General features: G+C 69.5%; 19 protein-coding genes. 14 read left to right on the top strand and 5 right to left on the bottom strand.

Going from position 1 to position 20,085, the window contains the following annotated elements:
• Window positions 1–78: 78 nt before the first annotated feature.
• On the bottom strand, window positions 79–1,050 hold the full coding sequence (gene nac / locus AB0D57_RS33080; RefSeq protein WP_362081525.1) for a nitrogen assimilation transcriptional regulator NAC: 972 nt from the start codon (window positions 1,048–1,050) through the stop codon (window positions 79–81).
• Between the two features lie 321 nt (window positions 1,051–1,371).
• Here nac and AB0D57_RS33075 point away from each other — a divergent pair, with 321 nt between their 5' ends.
• The 8 genes from AB0D57_RS33075 to AB0D57_RS33040 all read left to right on the top strand — a co-directional run bounded on the left by AB0D57_RS33075 (window position 1,372) and on the right by AB0D57_RS33040 (window position 9,481).
• A complete protein-coding gene (locus AB0D57_RS33075) occupies window positions 1,372–2,154 on the top strand; it encodes a 5-oxoprolinase subunit PxpA (protein WP_362081522.1) in 783 nt (260 codons plus the stop codon).
• Window position 2,155: 1 nt separating this feature from the next.
• Window positions 2,156–2,869, top strand: a complete 714-nt coding sequence (locus AB0D57_RS33070) for an allophanate hydrolase subunit 1 (RefSeq protein WP_362081519.1) — start codon at window positions 2,156–2,158, stop codon at window positions 2,867–2,869.
• Window positions 2,862–3,848 (top strand): allophanate hydrolase, encoded by a 987-nt coding sequence (locus AB0D57_RS33065; RefSeq protein WP_362081516.1) that lies wholly within the window; start codon window positions 2,862–2,864, stop codon window positions 3,846–3,848. Before AB0D57_RS33070 ends, AB0D57_RS33065 begins: the two co-directional genes overlap by 8 nt.
• Before the next feature lie 89 nt (window positions 3,849–3,937).
• Window positions 3,938–5,248 carry an MFS transporter gene (locus AB0D57_RS33060; protein ID WP_362081513.1) on the top strand — a complete coding sequence of 437 codons (1,311 nt, stop codon included), beginning with the start codon at window positions 3,938–3,940 and terminating at the stop codon, window positions 5,246–5,248.
• A gap of 45 nt (window positions 5,249–5,293) precedes the next feature.
• On the top strand, window positions 5,294–6,037 hold the full coding sequence (locus tag AB0D57_RS33055) for an SDR family oxidoreductase (RefSeq protein ID WP_362081510.1): 744 nt from the start codon (window positions 5,294–5,296) through the stop codon (window positions 6,035–6,037).
• 4 nt (window positions 6,038–6,041) lie between these two features.
• Entirely contained in the window at window positions 6,042–7,256 is a 1,215-nt protein-coding gene (locus AB0D57_RS33050) for an aspartate transaminase (protein WP_362081507.1), read from the top strand.
• 27 nt (window positions 7,257–7,283) lie between these two features.
• Complete coding sequence (locus AB0D57_RS33045) at window positions 7,284–7,958, top strand: 4-carboxy-4-hydroxy-2-oxoadipate aldolase/oxaloacetate decarboxylase (RefSeq protein WP_362081505.1); 675 nt, start codon at window positions 7,284–7,286, stop codon at window positions 7,956–7,958.
• A gap of 350 nt (window positions 7,959–8,308) precedes the next feature.
• Window positions 8,309–9,481, top strand: a complete 1,173-nt coding sequence (locus AB0D57_RS33040; RefSeq protein ID WP_362081502.1) for a N(5)-(carboxyethyl)ornithine synthase — start codon at window positions 8,309–8,311, stop codon at window positions 9,479–9,481.
• Window positions 9,482–9,670: 189 nt separating this feature from the next.
• Here the strand turns inward: AB0D57_RS33040 and AB0D57_RS33035 are convergent, their stop codons facing one another.
• From AB0D57_RS33035 to AB0D57_RS33025, 3 genes are all read right to left on the bottom strand, one after another.
• Window positions 9,671–10,039: a cupin domain-containing protein gene (locus AB0D57_RS33035; protein WP_362081499.1), complete on the bottom strand. Its 369-nt coding sequence runs from the start codon at window positions 10,037–10,039 to the stop codon at window positions 9,671–9,673.
• A gap of 182 nt (window positions 10,040–10,221) precedes the next feature.
• Entirely contained in the window at window positions 10,222–10,641 is a 420-nt protein-coding gene (locus AB0D57_RS33030) for a TOBE domain-containing protein (RefSeq protein WP_362081496.1), read from the bottom strand.
• 141 nt (window positions 10,642–10,782) lie between these two features.
• Window positions 10,783–14,877 carry a bifunctional nitrate reductase/sulfite reductase flavoprotein subunit alpha gene (locus AB0D57_RS33025; protein ID WP_362081493.1) on the bottom strand — a complete coding sequence of 1,365 codons (4,095 nt, stop codon included), beginning with the start codon at window positions 14,875–14,877 and terminating at the stop codon, window positions 10,783–10,785.
• A gap of 241 nt (window positions 14,878–15,118) precedes the next feature.
• Between AB0D57_RS33025 and AB0D57_RS33020 the strand changes: the two genes are divergently transcribed.
• The 6 genes from AB0D57_RS33020 to AB0D57_RS32995 all read left to right on the top strand — a co-directional run bounded on the left by AB0D57_RS33020 (window position 15,119) and on the right by AB0D57_RS32995 (window position 19,006).
• Window positions 15,119–15,508 carry a cell division protein SepF gene (locus AB0D57_RS33020; protein ID WP_362081490.1) on the top strand — a complete coding sequence of 130 codons (390 nt, stop codon included), beginning with the start codon at window positions 15,119–15,121 and terminating at the stop codon, window positions 15,506–15,508.
• Window positions 15,509–15,600: 92 nt separating this feature from the next.
• Window positions 15,601–16,770, top strand: a complete 1,170-nt coding sequence (locus AB0D57_RS33015; RefSeq protein ID WP_362081488.1) for an ATP-binding protein — start codon at window positions 15,601–15,603, stop codon at window positions 16,768–16,770.
• Complete coding sequence (locus AB0D57_RS33010; RefSeq protein ID WP_362081485.1) at window positions 16,767–17,099, top strand: nucleotide pyrophosphohydrolase; 333 nt, start codon at window positions 16,767–16,769, stop codon at window positions 17,097–17,099. Before AB0D57_RS33015 ends, AB0D57_RS33010 begins: the two co-directional genes overlap by 4 nt.
• A gap of 241 nt (window positions 17,100–17,340) precedes the next feature.
• A complete protein-coding gene (locus tag AB0D57_RS33005) occupies window positions 17,341–17,838 on the top strand; it encodes a DUF6099 family protein (RefSeq protein ID WP_362081482.1) in 498 nt (165 codons plus the stop codon).
• A 156-nt stretch (window positions 17,839–17,994) separates the two neighbouring features.
• On the top strand, window positions 17,995–18,351 hold the full coding sequence (locus AB0D57_RS33000; protein ID WP_362081479.1) for a recombinase family protein: 357 nt from the start codon (window positions 17,995–17,997) through the stop codon (window positions 18,349–18,351).
• Window positions 18,352–18,517: 166 nt separating this feature from the next.
• On the top strand, window positions 18,518–19,006 hold the full coding sequence (locus tag AB0D57_RS32995) for a recombinase family protein (protein WP_362081604.1): 489 nt from the start codon (window positions 18,518–18,520) through the stop codon (window positions 19,004–19,006).
• Between the two features lie 95 nt (window positions 19,007–19,101).
• Here the strand turns inward: AB0D57_RS32995 and AB0D57_RS32990 are convergent, their stop codons facing one another.
• On the bottom strand, window positions 19,102–19,896 hold the full coding sequence (locus AB0D57_RS32990) for a DUF559 domain-containing protein (RefSeq protein WP_362081476.1): 795 nt from the start codon (window positions 19,894–19,896) through the stop codon (window positions 19,102–19,104).
• Window positions 19,897–20,085 lie beyond the last annotated feature (189 nt).

Raw genomic sequence — 20,085 nt, 5'->3', positions numbered from 1 at the left:
CATTGTCGACCGGGCGGCTGGTTCTGAAAAACGCTAGCCGGGGAGGTCACCGGAAACAAATAACGGATTCGTGTGACGCTATTGGCGATCCTTATTCTCGCCGGGGATCCGGTTCTCTCCGGGGTTCTCTCCGGGGTTCTCGCCGGGGGATCCCTCAAAGGTGGTGATCAGTTCGAGGAACAGATCGTGCACTGCCAAGGCGGGCTCCGAGAGCGGCTGATTGTCCGACGTGACCAGAGACAGCTTGACCTGGATGACGGGATCCACGATGCGGCGCACGGACAGGGAGCGGACGTCGAGGATGGCGCGTGCGGCCGACCAGGGCAGGACCGTGGCGCCGAGGCCCGCGTCGACGGCGTTGACGAGCGTCAGCGCGGATTCGACCTCGCCCACCACGTTCAGTTGGAGCGACGCCTGCTGGAAGGCGGTGTCCACGACCTGTCGGATCGTGTGGATGCGGCTCGGGAGCAGCAGGGGCACGCTCGTGAGTTCCGCCAGGGTCACCTCGCCCTGTCCCGGCGGGGCCGTTTCGCCGGGTGCGCCGATCAGGAACAGGTCCTCCGTGCGTACGGGCTCGAACTGCACACCCCGCAGCGGGCCGGCCCCGTAGATGAACGCCATGTCCATCCGTCCGGTCATGATGGCCTCGCTGATCACGCCGCCGAAGTTCTCGTTGATGTGCAGCAGGATGTCCGGGTAGCGCTCGCGCGCGCTCTTGAGGAGCGGCAGCGCGAGTGCCGCGCCCAGGCTGTACGGCGCGAGGCCCACCGACACGCTGCCGGCGGGAGCACGGCCGGAGACCTCGACGGCGGCGCGCGCGAGGTCCACCTGCCGGAGGATCAACTGGGCGTGCCGGTACAGTGCCCGGCCTGCCTCGGTGGGGGCGACCCCCCGTTTGCTGCGGATCAGCAGTTGCTGTCCGAACTGAGCCTCCAGTGCGGACAGTTGCTGGCTGAGCGCGGGCTGTGCGATGTGCAGGATGTCGGCCGCGCGCGTGATGCTCCCCGCGTCGATGATCTTGATGAACGAGTACAGACGCCTGGTGTCCATGCGGGGCCTTCCACGGGGAGCGGAGCCTCATCGTAGGGAGGGGGCACCCCGAAGCACAGCCCCGGCGAGCCTCGGGTGTGAGGTGAGTCATAACCGTTCGCGATAACGCCAGACCGAACGCATATTGGCGGTCACGTGAGCAGGTGATTAAGTTGAGCGGAACATCCACCCGGAACCGCCCGGCAAATTCGAAGTGTGTCGCTGCCCAGGGATTCTGTCTGCTCGCGATCGCCGTTTGTGTCCGAGAAACGCGGATCCTTTTCGGGATATCACGAAGACGTGATGGGATTTCCTTTCCAGCATTCTCTCCCGGAGGACGTCATGGCCCGCATGGTTGATCTCGTCGCCGATCTCGGCGAGGGATTCGGCGCCTACACGATGGGCGACGACGAAGCCCTTCTGGAGATGCTGACCTCCGCCAATGTGGCCTGCGGGTTCCATGCAGGTGATCCGCGCATCATGGATGCCACGGTTCGGCACTGCGTGGAGAAGCAGGTGGCCGTGGGTGCTCATCCGAGCTTTCCCGACCTGGTCGGCTTCGGCCGCCGCGCGATGGACCTCACTCCGGAGGAGGTCCGTACGGACGTGCTGTACCAGATCGGTGCCCTCCAGGCGTTCGCCGTCGCGCACGGCACTCGGGTGCACCACGTCGCCCCGCACGGACGCCTCGGCAATCTGGTCGCCGTACGCCCCGACTATGCCCGTGCCGTCGTGGACGCCGTCGCCTCCCTGGACGAGTCGCTGATCATCCTTGCGCAGGACGGCGAACTCGCCGCCGCCGCCCGCGCCCGCGGACTGCGCGTGGGCATCGTCGGCATCGCCGACCGCGCGTACCGCGCCGACGGGACGCTCGTCCCCCGCTCCGAGCCCGGGGCGGTGATCCACGACCCCGACGAGGTCTCCCGGCGGACACTGCGGATGGTCACCGAAGGCGTCATCCGCAGCGTCGACGGCACGGACGTCCCGGTCGCCTGTGACACCGTCCTGCTGCACGGAGACAGCCCCGGAGCCATAGCGCTGGCCGACCGCATCCGCGAGCAACTCCTCGCCGCCGGTGTCGCGATCACCTCTCTCGACAAAGTGCTCAGCGGTAAGGGCGTCTGACATGAACGGCAACGTCACGATCACGGACTGCGGCGACTCCGCCTTGGTCGCCAAGGCCGTGGGCCTGGACGCCGAAGACGCCTGGCGGCTCGTCCACGCCCTGGCCGACGCCCTGGACGCCGTCCGACTCACCGGTGTCCACGACGTGGTGCCCACCTACGACGCCCTGCTCGTGGAGTTCGACTGCGCCGGCACCGACCACGACACCGTCAGGCGAGTCCTGTCGCACGAGGCGGCCCGCCTCGGGCCGCACCCCGCAAGGACGGCGCCACCCCGGCGTTTTGTCGTACCCGTCGTCTACGGCGGCGAGTACGGGCCTGATCTGCCAGAGGTGGCCGCGCAACTCGACCTGACCGAGAGCGAGGTCGTCGCCTTCCACTCCGGGTCCGATCTCACGGTGCGCTGCCTCGGCGCGCCGGCGGGCGCGCCGATGATGGACGGGCCACCCTTCCCGGGGCCGGTGCCGCGGCTGGCGTCACCTCGCACCCGCGTCGATCCCGGCTCGGTCGCCGTCGCCGGCCGGCAGGCGGTCATCTGTCCGATGCCCTCACCCGGCGGCTGGCCGCTCCTCGGGCGTACCCCCGTGCGCGTCCTCGACCTGCATCGCGACCCGATCACCGCGTACCAGCCCGGCGACATCTTCCGCTTCGTTCCCATCACGCCCGACGAGTGGGACGACTACGCCGATACGCCCCTGGCGGCGTGTCATGGCTGACACCCTCACGATCCGCACCGCGGGCATCGTCACCGTGCAGGATCTCGGCCGTGTCGGTCGCTCCCGCTACGGTCTGCCCGCCAACGGTGCTGCCGACCAGTACTCGGCGCGTGTCGCCAACGTCCTGTGCGGCAACGACGAGCGCGCCCCGCTGCTGGAGATCACGGCTCTCGACTTCGCGTGCGTTCCCTCCAGCGACATCCTCATCGCTGTGACCGGAGCGCCCGCCGACGTGACCGTCGAAGGAACGGTCCGCCCACAGTGGGAACCCGTTTCCGTGCGCGCCGGCGAGACCGTCCGTGTCACCGGCATCCGGCGGGGGCTGCGCGTCTACCTCGCCGTGCTCGGTTCGTTCGAAGCGGACTACCTTCAGGGCAGTTGCGCTCCCGACACCATTCTCGGATTCGGCCCCGCCCTGCGAAACGGCGACGAACTCGTGCTGCGCACGGCCTGCCCGCCCATCGACCACCCCTTTTCGCGGATCCCGCTGTTCCGCCTGCACGCACCCGTCCCCCGGTTCCCCATCACCTGGACCATAGACGTCACCGACGGCCCCGACCGGGCCGAGTTCGGAGACACGGGAAGGCGCCTGTTCGACGGACCCTTCACCGTCAGCCCGCAGAGCAATCACATCGGCCTGCGGCTGCAGGGCCAGGTGCCCCGCCGAATCACCAAGGGCGAGGTGCTCTCCCGCGGCGTCCCCATCGGCGCCGTCGAAGTACCGGCAGGAGACGAACTCCTCGTGCTGCACCGCGGCCGCGGCGTCACCGCCGGCTACCCCGTCCTCGCCGTCGTCACCGCCACCGGTCTGTCCGACCTGGGGCAGGTGCGCCCGGGACAGACCATCCGCTTCCGCCACCGCACCCGCGACCAGGCGGTCACCGCCCACCGCTCGCAACGCAACGCCATCGACGCCCTGAGAACCCGAGTCCGCACAGCCTTCGACACCCTGCGTATTCGCGCTCCCCTCGGCAGCTGACGTCCCCCGCCCCGCTCAGCTGCCCCCTTCGCCCGCCCGCACGGAGCCGAACGCCCCTCATCCCCAGCCTGCTGCCAGACAGGAGAGCCATGAGCACCGTGGCCGCTCAGCCCGTCCCCAACACCGTCGACCCCAGAACAGCCCGAAAGGTCACCCTCGCGGGGTGCGTCGGGATCTTCGCCGAGCTCTACGACAACGGCATCTTCGGCTTCATGGCCGGAACGCTCGCCGCCGTCTTCTTCCCCGGCTCCGACAACGCCATCCAGCTCGTCTTCCTCGGCTACGCCGTCTCCTTCTTCTTCCGCCCGCTCGGAGCCGTCATCTGCGGCCACCTCGGCGACCGCATCGGACGCCAGCGGATGCTGGTCTTCGTCATCCTGCTCATCAGCGCCGCCACCGCGGCCATCGGCGTCCTGCCCACCTACGCGAGCATCGGCATCGCGGCGCCCGCCCTGCTGATCCTGTTGCGCGTCGCGCAGGGCTTCTCCGTCGGCGGTGAGGCGTCCGGCGCCATGAGCTTCCTCGCCGAGCACGCGCCGGAGGGCAAGCGCGGCCTCTACACCAGCTACGCGCAGATCGCGTCGTTCCTCTCCCTGCTCACCGGCACGCTGATCGCCGCCGCCATGACCAGCGGACTCGGCGCCGAACGCATGGAGTCCTGGGGCTGGCGCATACCGTTCCTGCTCGCCGTCCCGCTCGGCATCACCGGCATCTACATCCGGGGGCGCATCAGTGACACGCCCAACTTCACACGCCTGAAGGAAGAGGGCGGCCTCTCCAAGAACCCCCTCAAGGAGGCGTTCACCTCCGCCGAACACCGCCGCGCCATGCTGCTGGCCCTGTTCATCCCCCTGATGAACGGCTCCGGTTACTACGTCCTCTTCAGCTACATGCCCACCTTCATGAGCAGCGAGCTGGACTTCGGCAAGGTCCAGGGCCTGCTCGTCACGGCCTCCAGCCTGGTGGCGATCTGTATCGCCATCCCCTACATGGGCCGCCTCTCCGACCGGGTCGGGCGCAAGAAGGTCATCGCCGGATCCGCGATCAGCATGGCCGTCATCGGTGTCCCCTGTTACCTCCTGATCGGCACCGGCAACGTCGCCCTCGCCGTCGTCGGCGCCTGTGTCATGGCCGTCGTGTTCGCCGGACACACCGGCGTCATCCACATCCTGCTCGTCGAACTCTTCCCCACCCGCGTGCGCTACTCCGCCTACGGCCTGGGCTACAACGTCTCCTCCGCACTCTTCGGCGGCACGGCCCCCCTGCTGATGACCTACCTCATCGACCGCACCGGCAACGTCAACATGCCGGCCTTCTACGCCGTCGTCACCGCCCTCGGCACGCTCATCGCCGTGTCCCGGGTGCAGGACCGGGCCCACCTGCCCCTGCGCGACGCCTGACCGACCTGCGCACCCGCACGCCCCCACATCAAGGAGCACATCAGCATGCCCATCTCCGACTACAGGACGGCCCTCGTCACCGGAGCGTCGACCGGCATCGGAGCCGTGGTCGTCGAGCGTCTCGCCAAGCGCGGCCTCGAAGTTCACGCCGTGGCCCGCAACGCCGGACGGCTCGACGCCCTCGCCCGCGACACCGGCTGCATCCCGCACGCCGTCGACATCACCGACACCGAGGCGCTCACCGCCGTACTGGACGGCCTGGAGATCGACGTCCTGGTCAACAACGCGGGAGTCTCGCGCACCGGCAACATCCTCACCGCCGACGAGTTCGCCGTCGACGAGCAGATCGCCGTCAACATCCAGGCGGTCCTGCACCTCGTACGTCTGCTCATGCCCGGCATGGTCGAGCGCGACCTCGGCCACATCGTCAACATCAGCTCGATCGCCGGCGTCTACAACTTCGGCGGCAACACCATCTACCACGCCACCAAGGCGGCCGTGCACACACTCTCCCGCCAACTGCGGGTCGACGGCTACGGCCGCCGGATCCGTGTCAGCGAGATCTGCCCGGGGCGCGTGGAGACGGAGATCTTCGGGCGTCTGCTCGGCGACATGGAGGAGGCCCAGCGGCAGTACTACGACGGCTACGAGTCCCTCAAGCCGGAGGACATCGCCGACGCCATCGAGTTCGCCGTCGACGCGCCCCGGCACGTCAACATCGGCCACGTCGAGATCCTGCCCACCTTCCAGGTCCCCGGCGGCCTGAACTTCGAACGCCGGGAGGGCTGACCACATGGACACCGCAGAGCGCGTACGGCGTATCAACCCCTCGCCGAGTACGGCGGCGGCGCAGCGCGTGCGCGAACTCAAGAGCCAGGGGCTCACCATCCTCGACCTGACCGTCGGTGAGCCCGACTTCGACACCCCCGACCACGTCAAGGCCGCCGCGATCCGGGCCATCGAGGCGGGCGAGACCAAGTACACCCCGGTGAACGGCACCCCGAGGCTGCGCGCCGCGATCGCCGAGAAACTCCGCGAGCGCCACGGGCTCGAGTGCACCGACGCGCAGATCACGGTCGGCGGCGGAGCCAAGCAGGTCATCTTCCTCGCCCTGATGGCCACCCTGGACGAAGGGGACGAGGTCATCGTTCCCGCCCCGTACTGGGTTTCCTATCCCGACATGGTCCGCGCCAACGACGGCACCCCCGTTGTCGTCGACTGCCCCGAGACGGACGGCTTCAAGCTGACCCCGGAGCGGCTCGGGGCCGCGCTCACCGAGCGCACGCGCTGGGTCGTCCTGAACACCCCTGGCAATCCGACCGGATCCGCCTACACCACCGGCGAACTGCACGCGCTGGGCCAGGTGTTGCTGGAACACCCCCACGTGCGCGTCCTCACCGACGAGATCTACGACGAGATCTGGTACCGCGAGGAGGACACCCCGTCCCTGGCAGCCGTCGAACCCCGGCTGGCCGACCGGGTGTTCCTCACCAACGGCGTCTCCAAGACGTACGCGATGACCGGGTGGCGCATCGGGTACGGGGTGGGTCCGACGGACCTGGTGACCGCGATCAACACGCTGCAGTCCCAGACCTCCTCCTGTCCCTCCTCCGTGAGCCAGGCCGCCGCTGCCGCCGCGCTCACGGGACCGCAGGACTTCGTCCGGGAAACCGTGCGCGTCTACCGGGCACGCCGCGACGCGACCGTGAAGCTCATCAACGACGTTCCCCGGCTCAGCTGCACCGTCCCGGACGGAGGCTTCTACCTCCTGGTGAACTGCCACGACGCCATCGGGCAGTTCACCCCGTCGGGAAGCCGGATACAGAACGACGAGGACTTCGCCCGCTACCTGCTCGACAGCCGGCAGGTGGCGGTGATCCACGGAGCCGCGTACGGCGCACCCGGCTACTTCCGCATCTCGTTCGCCACGTCGACGGACGTCCTCACCGAGGCCTGCGAGCGCATCGCGGCGGCCTGCGCCGCACTGTCCTCCACCACGTCCGTCTGATTCACCCGATTCATTCGAAAGGCCATCATGATCCGCGTCAGCACCAAGTTCGAGCGGCCGGAGCCCGCCGTGGTCGAGCGACTGGGCGCCTTCTCCTCGGCCACCATCCACGAGGCACAGGGCCGGCTCGGGGCGCTGGACTCGGCCATCAAGCCGGTCGACCATCGCATGTCCCTGTGCGGCATCGCCTTCACCGTCCAGTGCGCACCACGCGACAACCTGATGCTGCAGACCGCCATCGCCTACGCCCGCCCGGGGGACGTCGTGGTCGTGTCCGCCGGCGCCTACGAGGAGGCGGGCTCCTTCGGAGACGTGCTCGCCAACGCCTGCCAGGCCAAGGGCCTCGGCGGCCTGATCACCGACACGGGTGTCCGGGACACCGAGGACCTGCGCGCCCTGGGATTCCCGGTCTTCTCCCGCAGTGTGTCCATCAAGGGCACGGTCAAGGAGACCGTCGGACCGATGTGCGAACCGGTCACCGTCGGCGGCGTGCTCGTCCGCCCCGGCGATGTGATGCGGGCCGACGCCGACGGCGTGGTCGTCGTCCGCCGAGAGGACGTCGCCGAGGTGGTCGCCGCCTCACAGGAGCGGGTCGACGCCGAGGCGAGCTACATCGCCGCGTATCGGGAGGGCAGGACGGTCGTCGAAATGTGCAATCTCGCGCCGCTTCTCGCGGCGAAGGGGCTGGTGATCGAGGACTAGCGATATTGCCCAGGGCAATGCCGGAGGGCGTCGGCTGTGGCGGGTGGCGCGTCGTACTGTTCGTCGGGCCTGTGACGCTCATTCGACGCTCCGGCCGCCGGAAACCGCGCACACTGGACTGGAACCCGCCGTCACCCGTCACCAGGCCGAGAACGCCCACTTTGAATGATCTCTGGACCTGGACCTGCGGATCCTTCGAGCTCAAACGAGCGGCGGGCGTTCCGCGGCGGGGACGGGAGTACGGTGGCGGTACCGAGCGCACCTCGCACGCCGTCATCCATTTCGGCGTCGCCCTCGGGGAACGGCAATGCCGGAGCACATCGTGCCCGGTCGGAAATGAGCCGCCCCACATGAGCCTGATGAGTCTCGGAGTGCTCGCCTCCTCCCACAAGGAGAACGAGTTCCGGCTGCCGCTGCACCCCCAACACCTCGACCGGATCACCCCGGACGTACGCGAGAGGATCTTCCTCGAACAGGGCTACGGCCGACGGTTCGGCGTCGCCGACGACGCGCTGCGACCACTCGTGGCCGGCCTGCGCTCCCGCGAGCAACTTCTCGCCGAGTGCGACGTCCTGCTGCTGCCCAAACCGATGCACGACGACATCGCCGAACTGCGCGAGGGCCAGGTGCTGTGGGGATGGCCGCACTGCGTGCAGGACGAGAAGATGACCCAGATCGGCATCGACCGACGGCTGACCCTGATCGCCTGGGAAGCCATGAACCACTGGACCTCCACGGGCGCCTTCAGCGTCCATGTGTTCCACAAGAACAACGAGCTCGCCGGCTACTGCTCGGTGCTGCACGCCCTGCAACTCGGCGGGCTGACCGGCCACTACGGACGCCGCCTGCGCGCGGTGGTCATCAGCTTCGGCGCCACGGCGCGCGGAGCGGTCACGGGCCTGGGCGCCATGGGGGTCACCGACGTCACGGTGCTCACCCAGCGCGCCGCCGCGGCGGTGGCCTCGCCGATGCCCTCGGTCGTGATGGGCCACTTCGAGGAGCAGGAGGACGATCCGTCGCGCCTGCGGGCAGTCACCGCGGCCGGTTCCATGCCGCTGGCGGAGTACCTGGCCGGGTTCGACATCATCGTCAACTGCGTCCTGCAGGACACCGACGCGCCGCTCACGTTCGTCACCGACGAGGAACTCGCCCTGTTCCGGCCGGGGACCTTCTTCGTCGACGTCGCCTGTGACGAGGGCATGGGCTTCGCATGGGCCCGCCCGACCACCTTCGGCGAGCCCATGCACGAGGTGGGGCAGGGCTGCCACTACTACGGGGTGGATCACAGCCCGTCCCACCTCTGGAACTCCGCCACCTGGGAAATCAGCGAGGCGCTCCTTCCCTACCTGCGCAAGGTCATGAGCGGCCCCGCGGCATGGGACACCGACGTCACGGTCAGAAAGGCCATCGAGATCCGCGACGGCGTCGTCCAGAACCCGAAGATCCTCTCCTTCCAGCACCGGTCAGCCGCCTACCCCCACGCTCCCGAGGTCCCGGCGACTCCGCTGAGCTCAGAGGTCTAGAGATCGTTCATCGGGCACTTCGCGGGCCTGCCGGTCGGGGACGAGGCCGCCGAACAGCGCTGTCGTCGTCGGGGGCATCGTTGGCGTGACTCTTCCGGGCCGTTCGTACGGTGGTGCTGTGCCGCTCGCGACACGGGCCCCCGGCTCAATCGCTCCGATGCCGGGGGCCCGTTGGTCCTGTGCGTGTCGTCAGCGGGTGCCGGTGCGCGGGCCGTTGTACAGCTCGTCGGTGACCTTCTCCAGCCACTCGGTCTCGGGGCTGCCGTCGCCCCGGCCCTCCCACAGGGCGAGGTGCTCCATGAAGGCGTCGGGGGCGGCGCCGTGCCAGTGCTCCTCGCCGGCCGGGGTGAAGACGGTGTCGCCGGGGCGGGCCTCGATGATCGTGCCGTCACGGCCGCCGATCAGCGCGATGCCGGAGACGATGTGCAGGGTCTGGCCGAGGGTGTGGGAGTGCCAGTCGGTGCGGGCGCAGGGCGCGAACCGTACGAGGTTGAGGCGGGCGCGGGAGGGTTCCTGGCCGGCGCAGCAGCTCGTGGTCTGGACCGCCGAACCCGGCACGCCCTCCCACGACGGCCTGCGCCTCCTTGCCTCCTGGGCCGCGAGCGCGGACCAGCCCGCATCCGCGCCGGCCGACACCCGTACCTACGGGGAACCGGCACCCTGGGCCGTACTCGGCCCCTGAGTCCTTCGGTTTCAGGGAGCACGTCTCAAGGTGAGGGCGGTGAAAGCGCGTTCGCGGCTCAGGCGTTGGAGAGGGACACCTCGGTGGACTTGATGAGCGCCACGACCGGTGAGCCGGCCGCCAGGCCGAGTTCCGTGGCCGCGTCCTTGGTGATCGCGGAGGTCAGTTCGCCGCCCGCGACCTCGACCTTGACGCGGGCCATGGCCCCGCCCGCGGACACGTCGGTGACCGTGCCGGGGAGCTGGTTGCGGATGCTCACCCCGGCGACCGGGCCGGTCGCCAGGGACACCTCCGTCGACTTGACCAGGGCGCGGACGGTCGAGCCCGCGGTGAGGCCCAGGTCCTCGACGGCCTCCCGGGTGATGGCCGCGGTGAGGTCCTGGCCCCCGTCGAGTCGGATCTTGACCGTCGCCATCACCTCGCCCGGCGTGATGGAGGTGACGGTGCCGGGGAGCTGGTTGCGGATGCTCAGGCTCATGCGGCAATTATGTGCACGGAGCGGCTCGCGAGGCGCAGGTCACCGGCCGTGTCTCGGCGGACCTCGCGGACGTACGCACTCCGCGTCGCGGACGCACTCAACAGACGTCGCACGCACTCTCGGCAGAAGTCGCACGCACTCTCAGTAGACGTCGCGGACGTACCGCTTGTCCGCCGCGAGCTGTTTGACGTACGCGGAGGCCTCCGCCTCGCTCAGACCGCCGTGCGTGACGGCGATGTCGCGCAGCGCCCGATCGACGTCCTTGGCCATGCGCGAGGCGTCCCCGCACACACGGAAGTGGGCACCGTTCTGGAGCCAGTGCCACAGCTCGGGCCCGTGCTCGCGCATCCGGTCCTGTACGTAGACCTTGGCGCGCTGGTCGCGCGAGAACGCCGTGTCGAGCCGGGTGAGGGTGCCGTCGTCGAGCAGTGCGGTCAGCTCGTCCTCGTAGTAGAAGTCGGTGGCGCGGTGCTGTTCGCCGAAGAACAGCCAGTTCGGCGCCCGGTGACCGAGCGCCCGCCGCTCCTGAAGGAAGCCGACGAACGGCGCGACTCCGGTGCCGGGGCCGACCATCACCATGGGCGTCGTCCCGTCCGCGGGCGGCCTGAAGTGCGGCGACCTCTGCACGAAGACGGGCACCGCGGTGTCCGGCTCGGCGTCGGCGAGGAAGGGCGAACACACTCCGCCCCGCTGCCGCCCGCGCAGATTCTCGTACCGCACGACGGAGACGGTCAGTGAGACGAGGTACGGGTCGACGAGCGGGCTCGACGATATCGAGTACAGCCGGGGCTGCAGCCGCTTGAACACCTCGGCCCACTCGCGCGCCGATGCCCGCACCGGATGCTCGGTCACCACGTCCACGGCCTGCCGCCCCCACGACCACCGAGCCAGCTCGCCCTGGTTGTCCGGCCGCAGCAGCTTCTTCAACTCCCGGTCGTCACGCGTACGTTCACCGACGAAGCGGAGCAGATCCGGGGTGATGCGGGTGATGTCGAGATCGTGCAGGAGGGCCTCGGCGAACGGAACGTCGCCAACTCCGTCGATCGTGATGGGAGTTGTCGCGTCAAGACCGGTCACCTCCAGCCATTCGGTCACCAGATCCCGCGAGTTGACGGGCCGCACCCCGAGTGCGTCCCCCGCATCGTAGATCAGCGGGCTCTCGCTCTCCCGGGTGTCGAAGGTGAACTGGCGGACTTCCTTGCCCGCGCCGGGAAGGCTGAGCAGCCGGTTGCCGGTGAGGCGGGCGGTGGCGGGCGCGGGTTTGGGTGTCCGGGGTATCCGGGGTGTCTTCGGGGTGACCTGTCCGCTGTTTCCGAGTGCGGTGAGGATCTGCTCGAGCCAGACGTCCGCGGAGGGCTCGTAGTCCGGTTCGCAGTCCGTCCGCGGAGCCAGCCGGACGCCGCCCAACTCGTCGAGCCGCGCGTCCAGTCGGCGGCCGTGTCCGCAGAAGTCGTCGTACGAGGAGTCGCCGAAGGCCAGCACGGCGTAGCGGACGCCGTCCAGGCGCGGGGCCTGGTGCCCGGACAGTGTGTCCCAGAAGCCGGACCCGTTGTCGGGCGCGTCGCCGTCCCCGAAAGTGCTGGTGATGAAGAGCAGATCGGCGCTGTGGGCGAGCGCTCCGACGTCCGCCTCGTCCATGCCGACCAGCCGCGCGATGTGCCCGGTCGCGCTGAGCCGTTCGGCGGCGGCCGTCGCGAACTCCTCGGCGTTCCCGGTCTGCGAGGCCCACAGCACGACGACTTCGCGGTTCGCCGCCTGGGGCGCGGGGGTGTCCGGGGGCGCGGACCGGGAGTACATCCCGGCGAGCACACCGTTCACCCAGAGGGCGTGCGCCGGGGTGAAGGGGGCGTCCGGGGGGAGTACGGGGACGCCGGGGAGACCCGAGTCGAGCCCGGCGAGGAAGCCGGTCAGGTAGTGGCGTTCGTGTTCTGCGAGGACGGGCGGGGGTGTGGTTTCGAGGCCGAAGAGGCCGGCGGGCGCCGGTACGACCTCGGCCCGCGCGAGAGACATCTCGGCCCGTGCGCGTGACATCTCGGCCTGAGCAGGGGCGGCAGGCGCGGCCACCCGCGCCAGCGACACCGCACACACCTTGAACTCCGGCTGGAACGACAGCGGATCCACCGCGTCACTGGTCACCGCGTTGATGCTCAGGTACTCCCCGAACAGGTCGTTCCAGTGGAACGGAGCGAATACGCACCCCGGCCGCACCCGGTCCGTCACCACCGCGGGCAACACGGCCCGCCCCCGCCGGGAGGCGACCTCCACCGAGTCGCCCTCCGCGATCCCGAGAGAGGCCGCGTCCGTCGGATGCAACTCCACGAACGGCCCGGGATTCAGCTTGTTGAGCTTCGCCACCTTCCCCGTCTTGGTCAGCGTGTGCCACTGGTGCTGCAACCGCCCGGTGTTGAGGACGAAGGGAAAGTCGTCGTCGGGCATCTCGGCGGGCGCCAGATGCGGCCGGGCGAAGAACACCGCACGCCCACTGGCCGTCGGAAAGGTGAGGGACGGCACCCCGTTCTCCTCGCCCTCCCCACCCTTCCCGTCCACGTACCGAATCGGATTCCGGGCGGGCCCGTCCTCCCGCGCGACGGGCCACTGCACGGGCTCACCCCGCAGCCGCTCGTACGACGCACCCCGCAGATCCCACCCGGTCCGCGGATTCCACGCCCGCTTGATCTCCTCGAAGACCTGCTCGGCACTTTCGTAGGAGAACCCCTCCTCGTACCCCATCGCCCGCGCGACGGCCGCGATGATCCGCCAGTCCGCCATCGCGTCACCGGGCGGGTCGACGACGGGCCGAGCCAGGGTGAGGGTGCGCTCGCTGTTGACGAGGACGCCCTCGGCCTCGGTCCACAGCGCGCCGGGCAGGACGACATCGGCGTACGCGTTGGTCTCGGTCTCGGCGAAGACGTCCTGGGTGACGACGAACTCGGCGGCTTCCAGCCCCTCGATGACGGTGCGGCGGTTGGCGACGGAGGCGACGGGGTTGGTGCAGATGATCCAGCAGGCCTTGATCTCGCCGTCGGCCATCTTCCGGAACATCTCGACGGTGCCCTGGCCCACCCCGTCCTTGCGGATGGTCCCGCCCGGCAGTCCCCACAGTTCCTCGACGAAGGCGCGCTCGTCGTCCACCAGCACGGAACGCTGCCCGGGCAGCCCGGGCCCCATGTATCCCATCTCGCGCCCGCCCATCGCGTTGGGCTGCCCGGTGAGGGAGAACGGCCCGCTGCCGGGCCGGCAGATCGCGCCGGTCGCGAGATGCAGGTTGACCAGGGCGTTCGTGTTCCAGGTGCCGTGCGTGGACTGGTTGAGCCCCATGGTCCAGCAGCTGGTCCACTCACCGGCCTCGCCGATCAGCCGCGCGGCCTCGCGGATGTCCTCCTCCGGGATGCCGGTGATCTCGGCGACGGCGGCGGGCGGATAGTCGGCGAGGAACTCGGGCATCGCCTCCCAGCCCTCGGTGTGCCGGGCGATGAAGCCCGCGTCCGTGTGCCCGCCCTCGTGCAGCAGATGCAGCAGCCCATTGAGCAGCGCGAGGTCGGTCCCCGGCCTGATCTGCAGGAACAGATCGGCCTTCGCCGCCGTCGCGGTGCGCCGCGGGTCGACGACGATCAGCTTGGCGCCCGCCTTGACCCGCTCCATGAGTCGCAGGAAGAGGATGGGATGGCAGTCGGCCATGTTCGAACCGATGACGAGGAACACGTCCGCGCGGTCGAGATCGTCGTACGACCCGGGCGGGCCGTCGGCGCCGAGCGACAGCTTGTAGCCGGTGCCCGCGCTCGCCATGCACAGCCGTGAGTTCGACTCGATCTGGTTCGTCCGTACGAAACCCTTGGCCAGCTTGTTGGCCAGATACTGCGCTTCGAGGGTCATCTGCCCGGAGACGTAGAAGGCGACGGCGTCCGGACCGTGCTCGTCGATGATCGCGCGAAGGCGCCGGGCGGTCTCGGCCAGGGCCGTGTCGAGGGGGGCGGGGGCCGGCTCCTCGCCGCGATCGCCGCGCATCAGCGCGGTGGTCAGCCGGCCGGGCGCGGCGAGCATGTCGGCCGTGGTCGCGCCCTTGGTGCACAGGCGCCCCGAGTTCGCGGGGTGCGCCTTGTCGCCGGACGCCTTCAGGACCGTACGCCGTCCGTCGGGTCCACTGCCGATGTCCAGGACCATGCCGCAGCCCACACCGCAGTACGAGCAGACCGTCCGCACCCGCGTGCTGCCGGTCTGCGGGTCCTGTGCGGTCACGGGTGCGCCCTTCGTTCGGTATCCGGTGCCGACGATCGTACGAATTGCCCGTTACGCCGATGTCACGGCCCTTGATCATGAGGAGTTACGCACGCTACACAGCCCCGCATCGGGCCGTGTGAGGACCGGGAAACGGTGAGCCGGGGAGTCGCGGACCGTGTCGCTATTGGGCCGAACGGGTGACCATGCGTAAGAATTGGCCGGTGCAGACAATGAGTGCGAGCCAGGACGAGGTGGGCCAGTGAGCGGCCACGACGTCACCGACGAGCAGTGGGAGGGGCTTGCCCAGGTCGTTCCGTTGCGGGGCCGGGACGCATGGCCCTCGGCGGTCAACCACCGGTCGATACCCGAGGCCGTGACCGAGGCGCGGCGCCGCTTCGTGGTCCTGCGGGTCAATGTGTTCGCGGACGCGCGTGATGTCGCCGAGACGCTGATGTCGGGCATCCCCGTGCTCCTCGACCTGACCAGCGCGGAGACCGAGGTCGCCAAGCGGGTGCTGGACTTCAGTACCGGGGTGGTCTTCGGGCTGGCGAGCGGAATGCACCGGGTCGATCGGAATGTGTTCCTGCTCACGCCGCCGGGGACCGAGGTGCGGGGGCTGATGGAGGGGGCGGGGGTTCCCGGGGGCTGAAGTCCCGCGCGGGGTGCGGTCAGGTCCCTCGATAGTAGGAAGGTCATCTGGGCGTAACGGTTCGCCTGACGGCGCGGCCTTACCGTCCACATATGACCGTGTCATCTTTGGCGCCACCCTTGGTGGCCCCCACGCAGGCCGAGGCGCGCCCCGACCGGCCCGGCGCCACCGAGCTCCGGCTCGCCGCCTTCGCCGCGCACCGGCGTGCCCGGTTCCCGCTCGGACCGCTCACCTTCTTCGCCGGACCCAGCGGCAGCGGCAAGACCGGTGCCCTGCGGGCATACGAGGCACTGGCGCGGCTCGGCGGCGGAGCCGAGCTGGGTGAGGTGTTCCCGGACCCGGTCGCCTGCGTGCCCGAGCGGGCCCGGCCCGATGCCCAGCGACGGCGCGGGTTCCGTATCGGCTGCACGGTCGACGGCCCCCAAGGAGCCGTACGGCTCGATGTCGCCGTCCAGGCAGAGCCCGAACTGCGCATCGTGGGCGAGCGGTTGACGGCCGGCGGGTTGACCCTGCTGGAGACGGCGCTACGTGATCCGGAACGCCCCGTCGTCCAGGCGGCCTGGCACACCGCGGGCTCGTCCGCGGTCACCCGGGGCCCGCTCCCCGACGACCGTCTCGGCACTCCTCTCCTCGCGCTGCGTGTCTCAGGCAGGACCGACGGCGAGCGCCGGGTCCTCGCCGCCGCGGAGCAGATGGTGGTCGCCCTGCGGTCCGTGTTCGCCTGCGACCCGAGCCCCCGGCGTATGCGCGCCGCCGTCGTGGTCGGCGCGGGACGGCTGCTCCGGGGCTGCGACAATCTCGCCGAGGTGCTGTGGCGAACCCGGTCGGAGTGCGGCCACCGGTACGCGCACCTGGTCGCGGCGGCGCGCGCCGGCTGCGCGGGCCCGGTCGCGGACGTACTGGCCGAGCCGCTCGGCGACGGCAGGGTGCGTGGGCTGCTCGACCGCGGCGACGGGGTCCGTACGCCCCTCGGGCTGCTCGGGGACGGTGAGTTGAGGTATCTGGCGCTGGCCCTGGTGCTGCTCACCGGGCCCGGGGTGCTGGAGGTCGATCCGGCGGGGGAGGTCCCGGCCGCGCTGCAGGCGCTGACGGTGCTGGCCGACGGTTTCGACCGGGGGCTGGACGCGGGGCAGGCCGGAGAGCTGGTGCGGCTGGCGGCGCGGATGTGCGAGCGGGGGCACATCCGGCTGGTGGGTGCGGTGAGCGATGCCTCCCGGGTGTTCGAGGCACCTGGTGTCACGGTGGTAGACCTGACGCCGTGACGGAACTGGACGTAGCGAAGCTGCAGCGCAGGCTGGCCGAGTTCGCGGCAGCGCGGAACTGGCAGCAGTACCACACCCCCAAGAACCTGGTCGCCGCGCTGAGCGTGGAGGCGTCCGAACTGGTCGAGATCTTTCAGTGGTTGACCCCTGAGGAGTCGGCGCGGGTCATGGACGACACGGACACCGCGCACCGCGTCACCGATGAAGTGGCGGACGTTCTGGCGTATCTGCTGCAGCTGTGCGAGGTGCTCGGCATCGACGCGCTGGCGGCGCTCGACGCGAAGATCGACCGGAACGAACGGAGGTTTCCGGTGTCGGGGGAGTCGTAGGGGGGCTTTGCAGGCCTCTGCAGGCCTCTGCAGGCCTCTGCGGACCTCCGCGGGGCTCCGCGAGGAAGCGCCAAGTCCAATTGTCACTCTTCGGAGTTGTGGAGTTGTCCACATTCAATTCTGTGTCCACAGATTTCGGTCTTCCTCTGGCTTTTCGTCCCCTCCACGTTCACTCTGGGTAGTGGACAGGGGAGTTCGGGCGGACGTGCGAGCAGCGCGTCGGGACAGACGGGGGCAGCGCATGGACGCGGTGCGGCTCATCGTGGCGAGCAGGCGTGCCCTGGCGGGGACCGGGGACACACCTGAGGTGATGACGGAGGTGTGGCAGGCGCAGGCCCTGGCTCAGGCGATAGGCAGTCGTTTCGCCGTCTCGGGGCCACCCGAACTCCGAGGGGAGGCCCTTGGGCTGACAGAGCTGGCGGGCAGGGGGTGCGGTGTCCTGGACACGCCCACACTCGACATCGGCGACCTACGAGCCGCCCAGCTCACCGAGTTGGGCGACGCCCGCGAGGCCCTTCTGTGCCTCGGGGGTCTCCTCGGCGAGGTGGGCATCGCCCTCGTCGGCATCGCCTGCGCGGCGGACGAACAGGCGACGTACTGGCAGTGCATGGAGGCGATCGACGCAGCGGACGAATCCCGGGATCGCGTCCTGGAGATGCTGAGACGCCTGGCGGCCCGTGACCAGGGGCAGGGGCAGGGGCAGGGGCAGGTTGTGGAGCGGGGGTGGGCGACGGGGTAGGGGCGGCGGGGGCGAGGAAACGCCGTCAGGTGCGACCCGGCTCGTCCGCAAGGCCGGGCCGGGAGCCCGACAGATCCGCGTCCAACCGGGACAGATCCGCGTTCACTCCCAGAGCGTATTATTTGGTATGCGATAACCACCGCGAATGCCCAGCTCATGGCAGTGATCTCCACCCGCATCAGTCACGACCCGACCGGCAAGGCCGAAGGAGTCACCCGCCAGGAAGAGGCATGCCGGAAGCTCGCCGCTGACCTCGGCTGGCAGGTCGTCGACGTCAAGACCGACGACGATCTGACCGCGATCGGCAAGCGCGGCCAGCGGGCGCAACGCCCCGCCTTCGCCGCTCTGCTCGACATGCTGTCCGCCCGCGAGGCCGACACCGTGATCGTCTGGCAACCGACCGCCTGTACCGGCAGGCACGTGACCTTGAACCGCATGAAGGACAAGTACGCGGCGAACCGCCGTGCCGGGATCAACCACGGCGGAGGCCGCCCCTTCGGGTACACGCTGTGAAGCCGAAGGCCAAGGGCGAGACCCCCGAGATCCCGAAGTCCCGAAGGCCGACCCGCGTGAAGCGAAGCTGATCCGCGAGGCGGCAACCGCAGTGCTCGCGCACGCCGCTGACCAGAAGACCGGCATGACGCTGACCGGCATTTGAAAGGCGTGGAACGCCAGGGGGATCAAGAGCCCGCGTGGCAAGGAGTGGTCGACCCAGTCGCTTCGCGGAGTGCTGCTGTCGCCCCGGATCGCTGGACGCGTCGCGCACCAGGGCGAGGACGTCGGGCCCGCGCAGTGGGACCCGATCATCGACCGTGGAACGTGGCTCGCGGTGCGCACCGTGCTGACCGACACGGCACGGCGTTCCGGTAACGAGATCGCCAGGGAGCCCAAGTACCTCGGCAGTGGCATCTCACAGGCCCAGGCTGCCGCTGCTCGCGAGCCCGGTCCCCTCGCGGTCCTCGACCTGCCGGAGCTCGCTCGCCGCTACGAGGCCGACCCTGATGATGCCCTCGCCTGGTGGCGCCGGACGTACTTCCTCGCACGGCGCCGGAAGATTCTCGACGCGCTGGCGGTGGTCACTCTGCGGCCGGGACGTCGCGGCCGTCCGGTGGGAGTTGCGGCGGGTGGCGTCGACCCGCAATCCGTGGACATCGAGTGGAGCGAGTGACAGACGGCTCGTCGCCTGACGTCAACGAGCCGGCTGATCAACAACCGCACACGACAGAGTCCGGCCGAGGGGTGGAAGGCCGGGCTTCGTGCTGTCTACCGCTTGAGCTGAGCCAGGAAGTCGTCCACGAACTTCTCGACCTCGTGCAGGGTGTTCACTTCCTCCACGTTCAGGCGCTCGACGAAGGCCACTCCGGCGTGCCGGAGCTGCCGGTCGCGGCTGTGATCGGCGGAGGCGCGGTCCCTGTGATGCGGACCGTCGAGCTCGATGACGGCGACGCGTCCGCGATACGTGATCAGGAAATCGGGTTCGAGGACCCGCCGACGGACCCGCATGCCGCCGAGCGGCATGATCCCGATGGTTTCGTTGTCCGGCAGGGCGGCCTGCCGCTTCTTGAGCACCTGGTACAGCTCAAGCTCGCACTGATTCGTGAAGTGGAGCTGATCCTCCACCGGGTGGCGGGGCTCCAGCCGAACCTTTCGAGCCTGATTGCTGGGCTTGGGCCCGTTGGCTGTCTTCACCTGCTCCCGCCAGCCAGCGGCGAGTCGAGGAATCTCTGGGCGGACGTGAATCTCGTCCACGTCCTTGCCCGCTGGTTCGAGCACCAAGCGCATGGCGCTCCCGATGCTCTTGAGCGCTGCCTCGTCGTAGCGGGGGTATAGACGGGGCTCCACCACGAGCGCGACCCTGTAGCCCTCCTCGTCGAACTGCGTGTTCCACAGCCTGACCTCCAGCGAGGTCACGTCAGCGATCAACTCGGCAGTGTCCGTGGCTCCCTGATGCTGCATGAGGAGCGCGCTCGTGCCCAGTAGCCACTCACTGACGAGGGGGATGTTCTGCGGCGCGTCCAGGGCGAGGGACATGTCGGGCGAGGCCAGCTCATCACTCATGGACGGGATTGTGACAGGCGCCGCTGACAGCGGAAGGGCGTGAACGTCAGGCGGCTCTACCGTCTTGATCGGGTTGATCGAGCCATTCGTAGGGTGGGTCGCCCAGGGGTGCTGGGTGTGGCTATCAGGCGGCTGCCGTCTCGTGGCTTCCCTTGCTTCGCCGCCCGGCGCCCCACGACGACTCGGCCG

Origin of the sequence: Streptomyces sp. NPDC048275 (assembly GCF_040652275.1) — a bacterium.
GTDB lineage: Bacteria > Actinomycetota > Actinomycetes > Streptomycetales > Streptomycetaceae > Streptomyces.
Note: the sequence above shows the minus strand (reverse complement) of the source record. Positions and strands in the feature narration are given on the sequence as shown.

Coding starts and splice junctions, on each gene's coding strand:
- AB0D57_RS33040 (WP_362081502.1), top strand. CDS start 8,309: ATGAGCCTGATGAGTCTCGGAGTGCTCGCCTCCTCCCACAAGGAGAAC.
- AB0D57_RS33030 (WP_362081496.1), bottom strand. CDS start 10,641: ATGAGCCTGAGCATCCGCAACCAGCTCCCCGGCACCGTCACCTCCATC.
- nac (WP_362081525.1), bottom strand. CDS start 1,050: ATGGACACCAGGCGTCTGTACTCGTTCATCAAGATCATCGACGCGGGG.
- AB0D57_RS33045 (WP_362081505.1), top strand. CDS start 7,284: ATGATCCGCGTCAGCACCAAGTTCGAGCGGCCGGAGCCCGCCGTGGTC.
- AB0D57_RS32990 (WP_362081476.1), bottom strand. CDS start 19,896: ATGAGTGATGAGCTGGCCTCGCCCGACATGTCCCTCGCCCTGGACGCG.
- AB0D57_RS33000 (WP_362081479.1), top strand. CDS start 17,995: ATGGCAGTGATCTCCACCCGCATCAGTCACGACCCGACCGGCAAGGCC.
- AB0D57_RS33050 (WP_362081507.1), top strand. CDS start 6,042: ATGGACACCGCAGAGCGCGTACGGCGTATCAACCCCTCGCCGAGTACG.
- AB0D57_RS33075 (WP_362081522.1), top strand. CDS start 1,372: ATGGCCCGCATGGTTGATCTCGTCGCCGATCTCGGCGAGGGATTCGGC.
- AB0D57_RS33070 (WP_362081519.1), top strand. CDS start 2,156: ATGAACGGCAACGTCACGATCACGGACTGCGGCGACTCCGCCTTGGTC.
- AB0D57_RS33060 (WP_362081513.1), top strand. CDS start 3,938: ATGAGCACCGTGGCCGCTCAGCCCGTCCCCAACACCGTCGACCCCAGA.
- AB0D57_RS33065 (WP_362081516.1), top strand. CDS start 2,862: ATGGCTGACACCCTCACGATCCGCACCGCGGGCATCGTCACCGTGCAG.
- AB0D57_RS33005 (WP_362081482.1), top strand. CDS start 17,341: ATGGACGCGGTGCGGCTCATCGTGGCGAGCAGGCGTGCCCTGGCGGGG.
- AB0D57_RS33015 (WP_362081488.1), top strand. CDS start 15,601: ATGACCGTGTCATCTTTGGCGCCACCCTTGGTGGCCCCCACGCAGGCC.
- AB0D57_RS33055 (WP_362081510.1), top strand. CDS start 5,294: ATGCCCATCTCCGACTACAGGACGGCCCTCGTCACCGGAGCGTCGACC.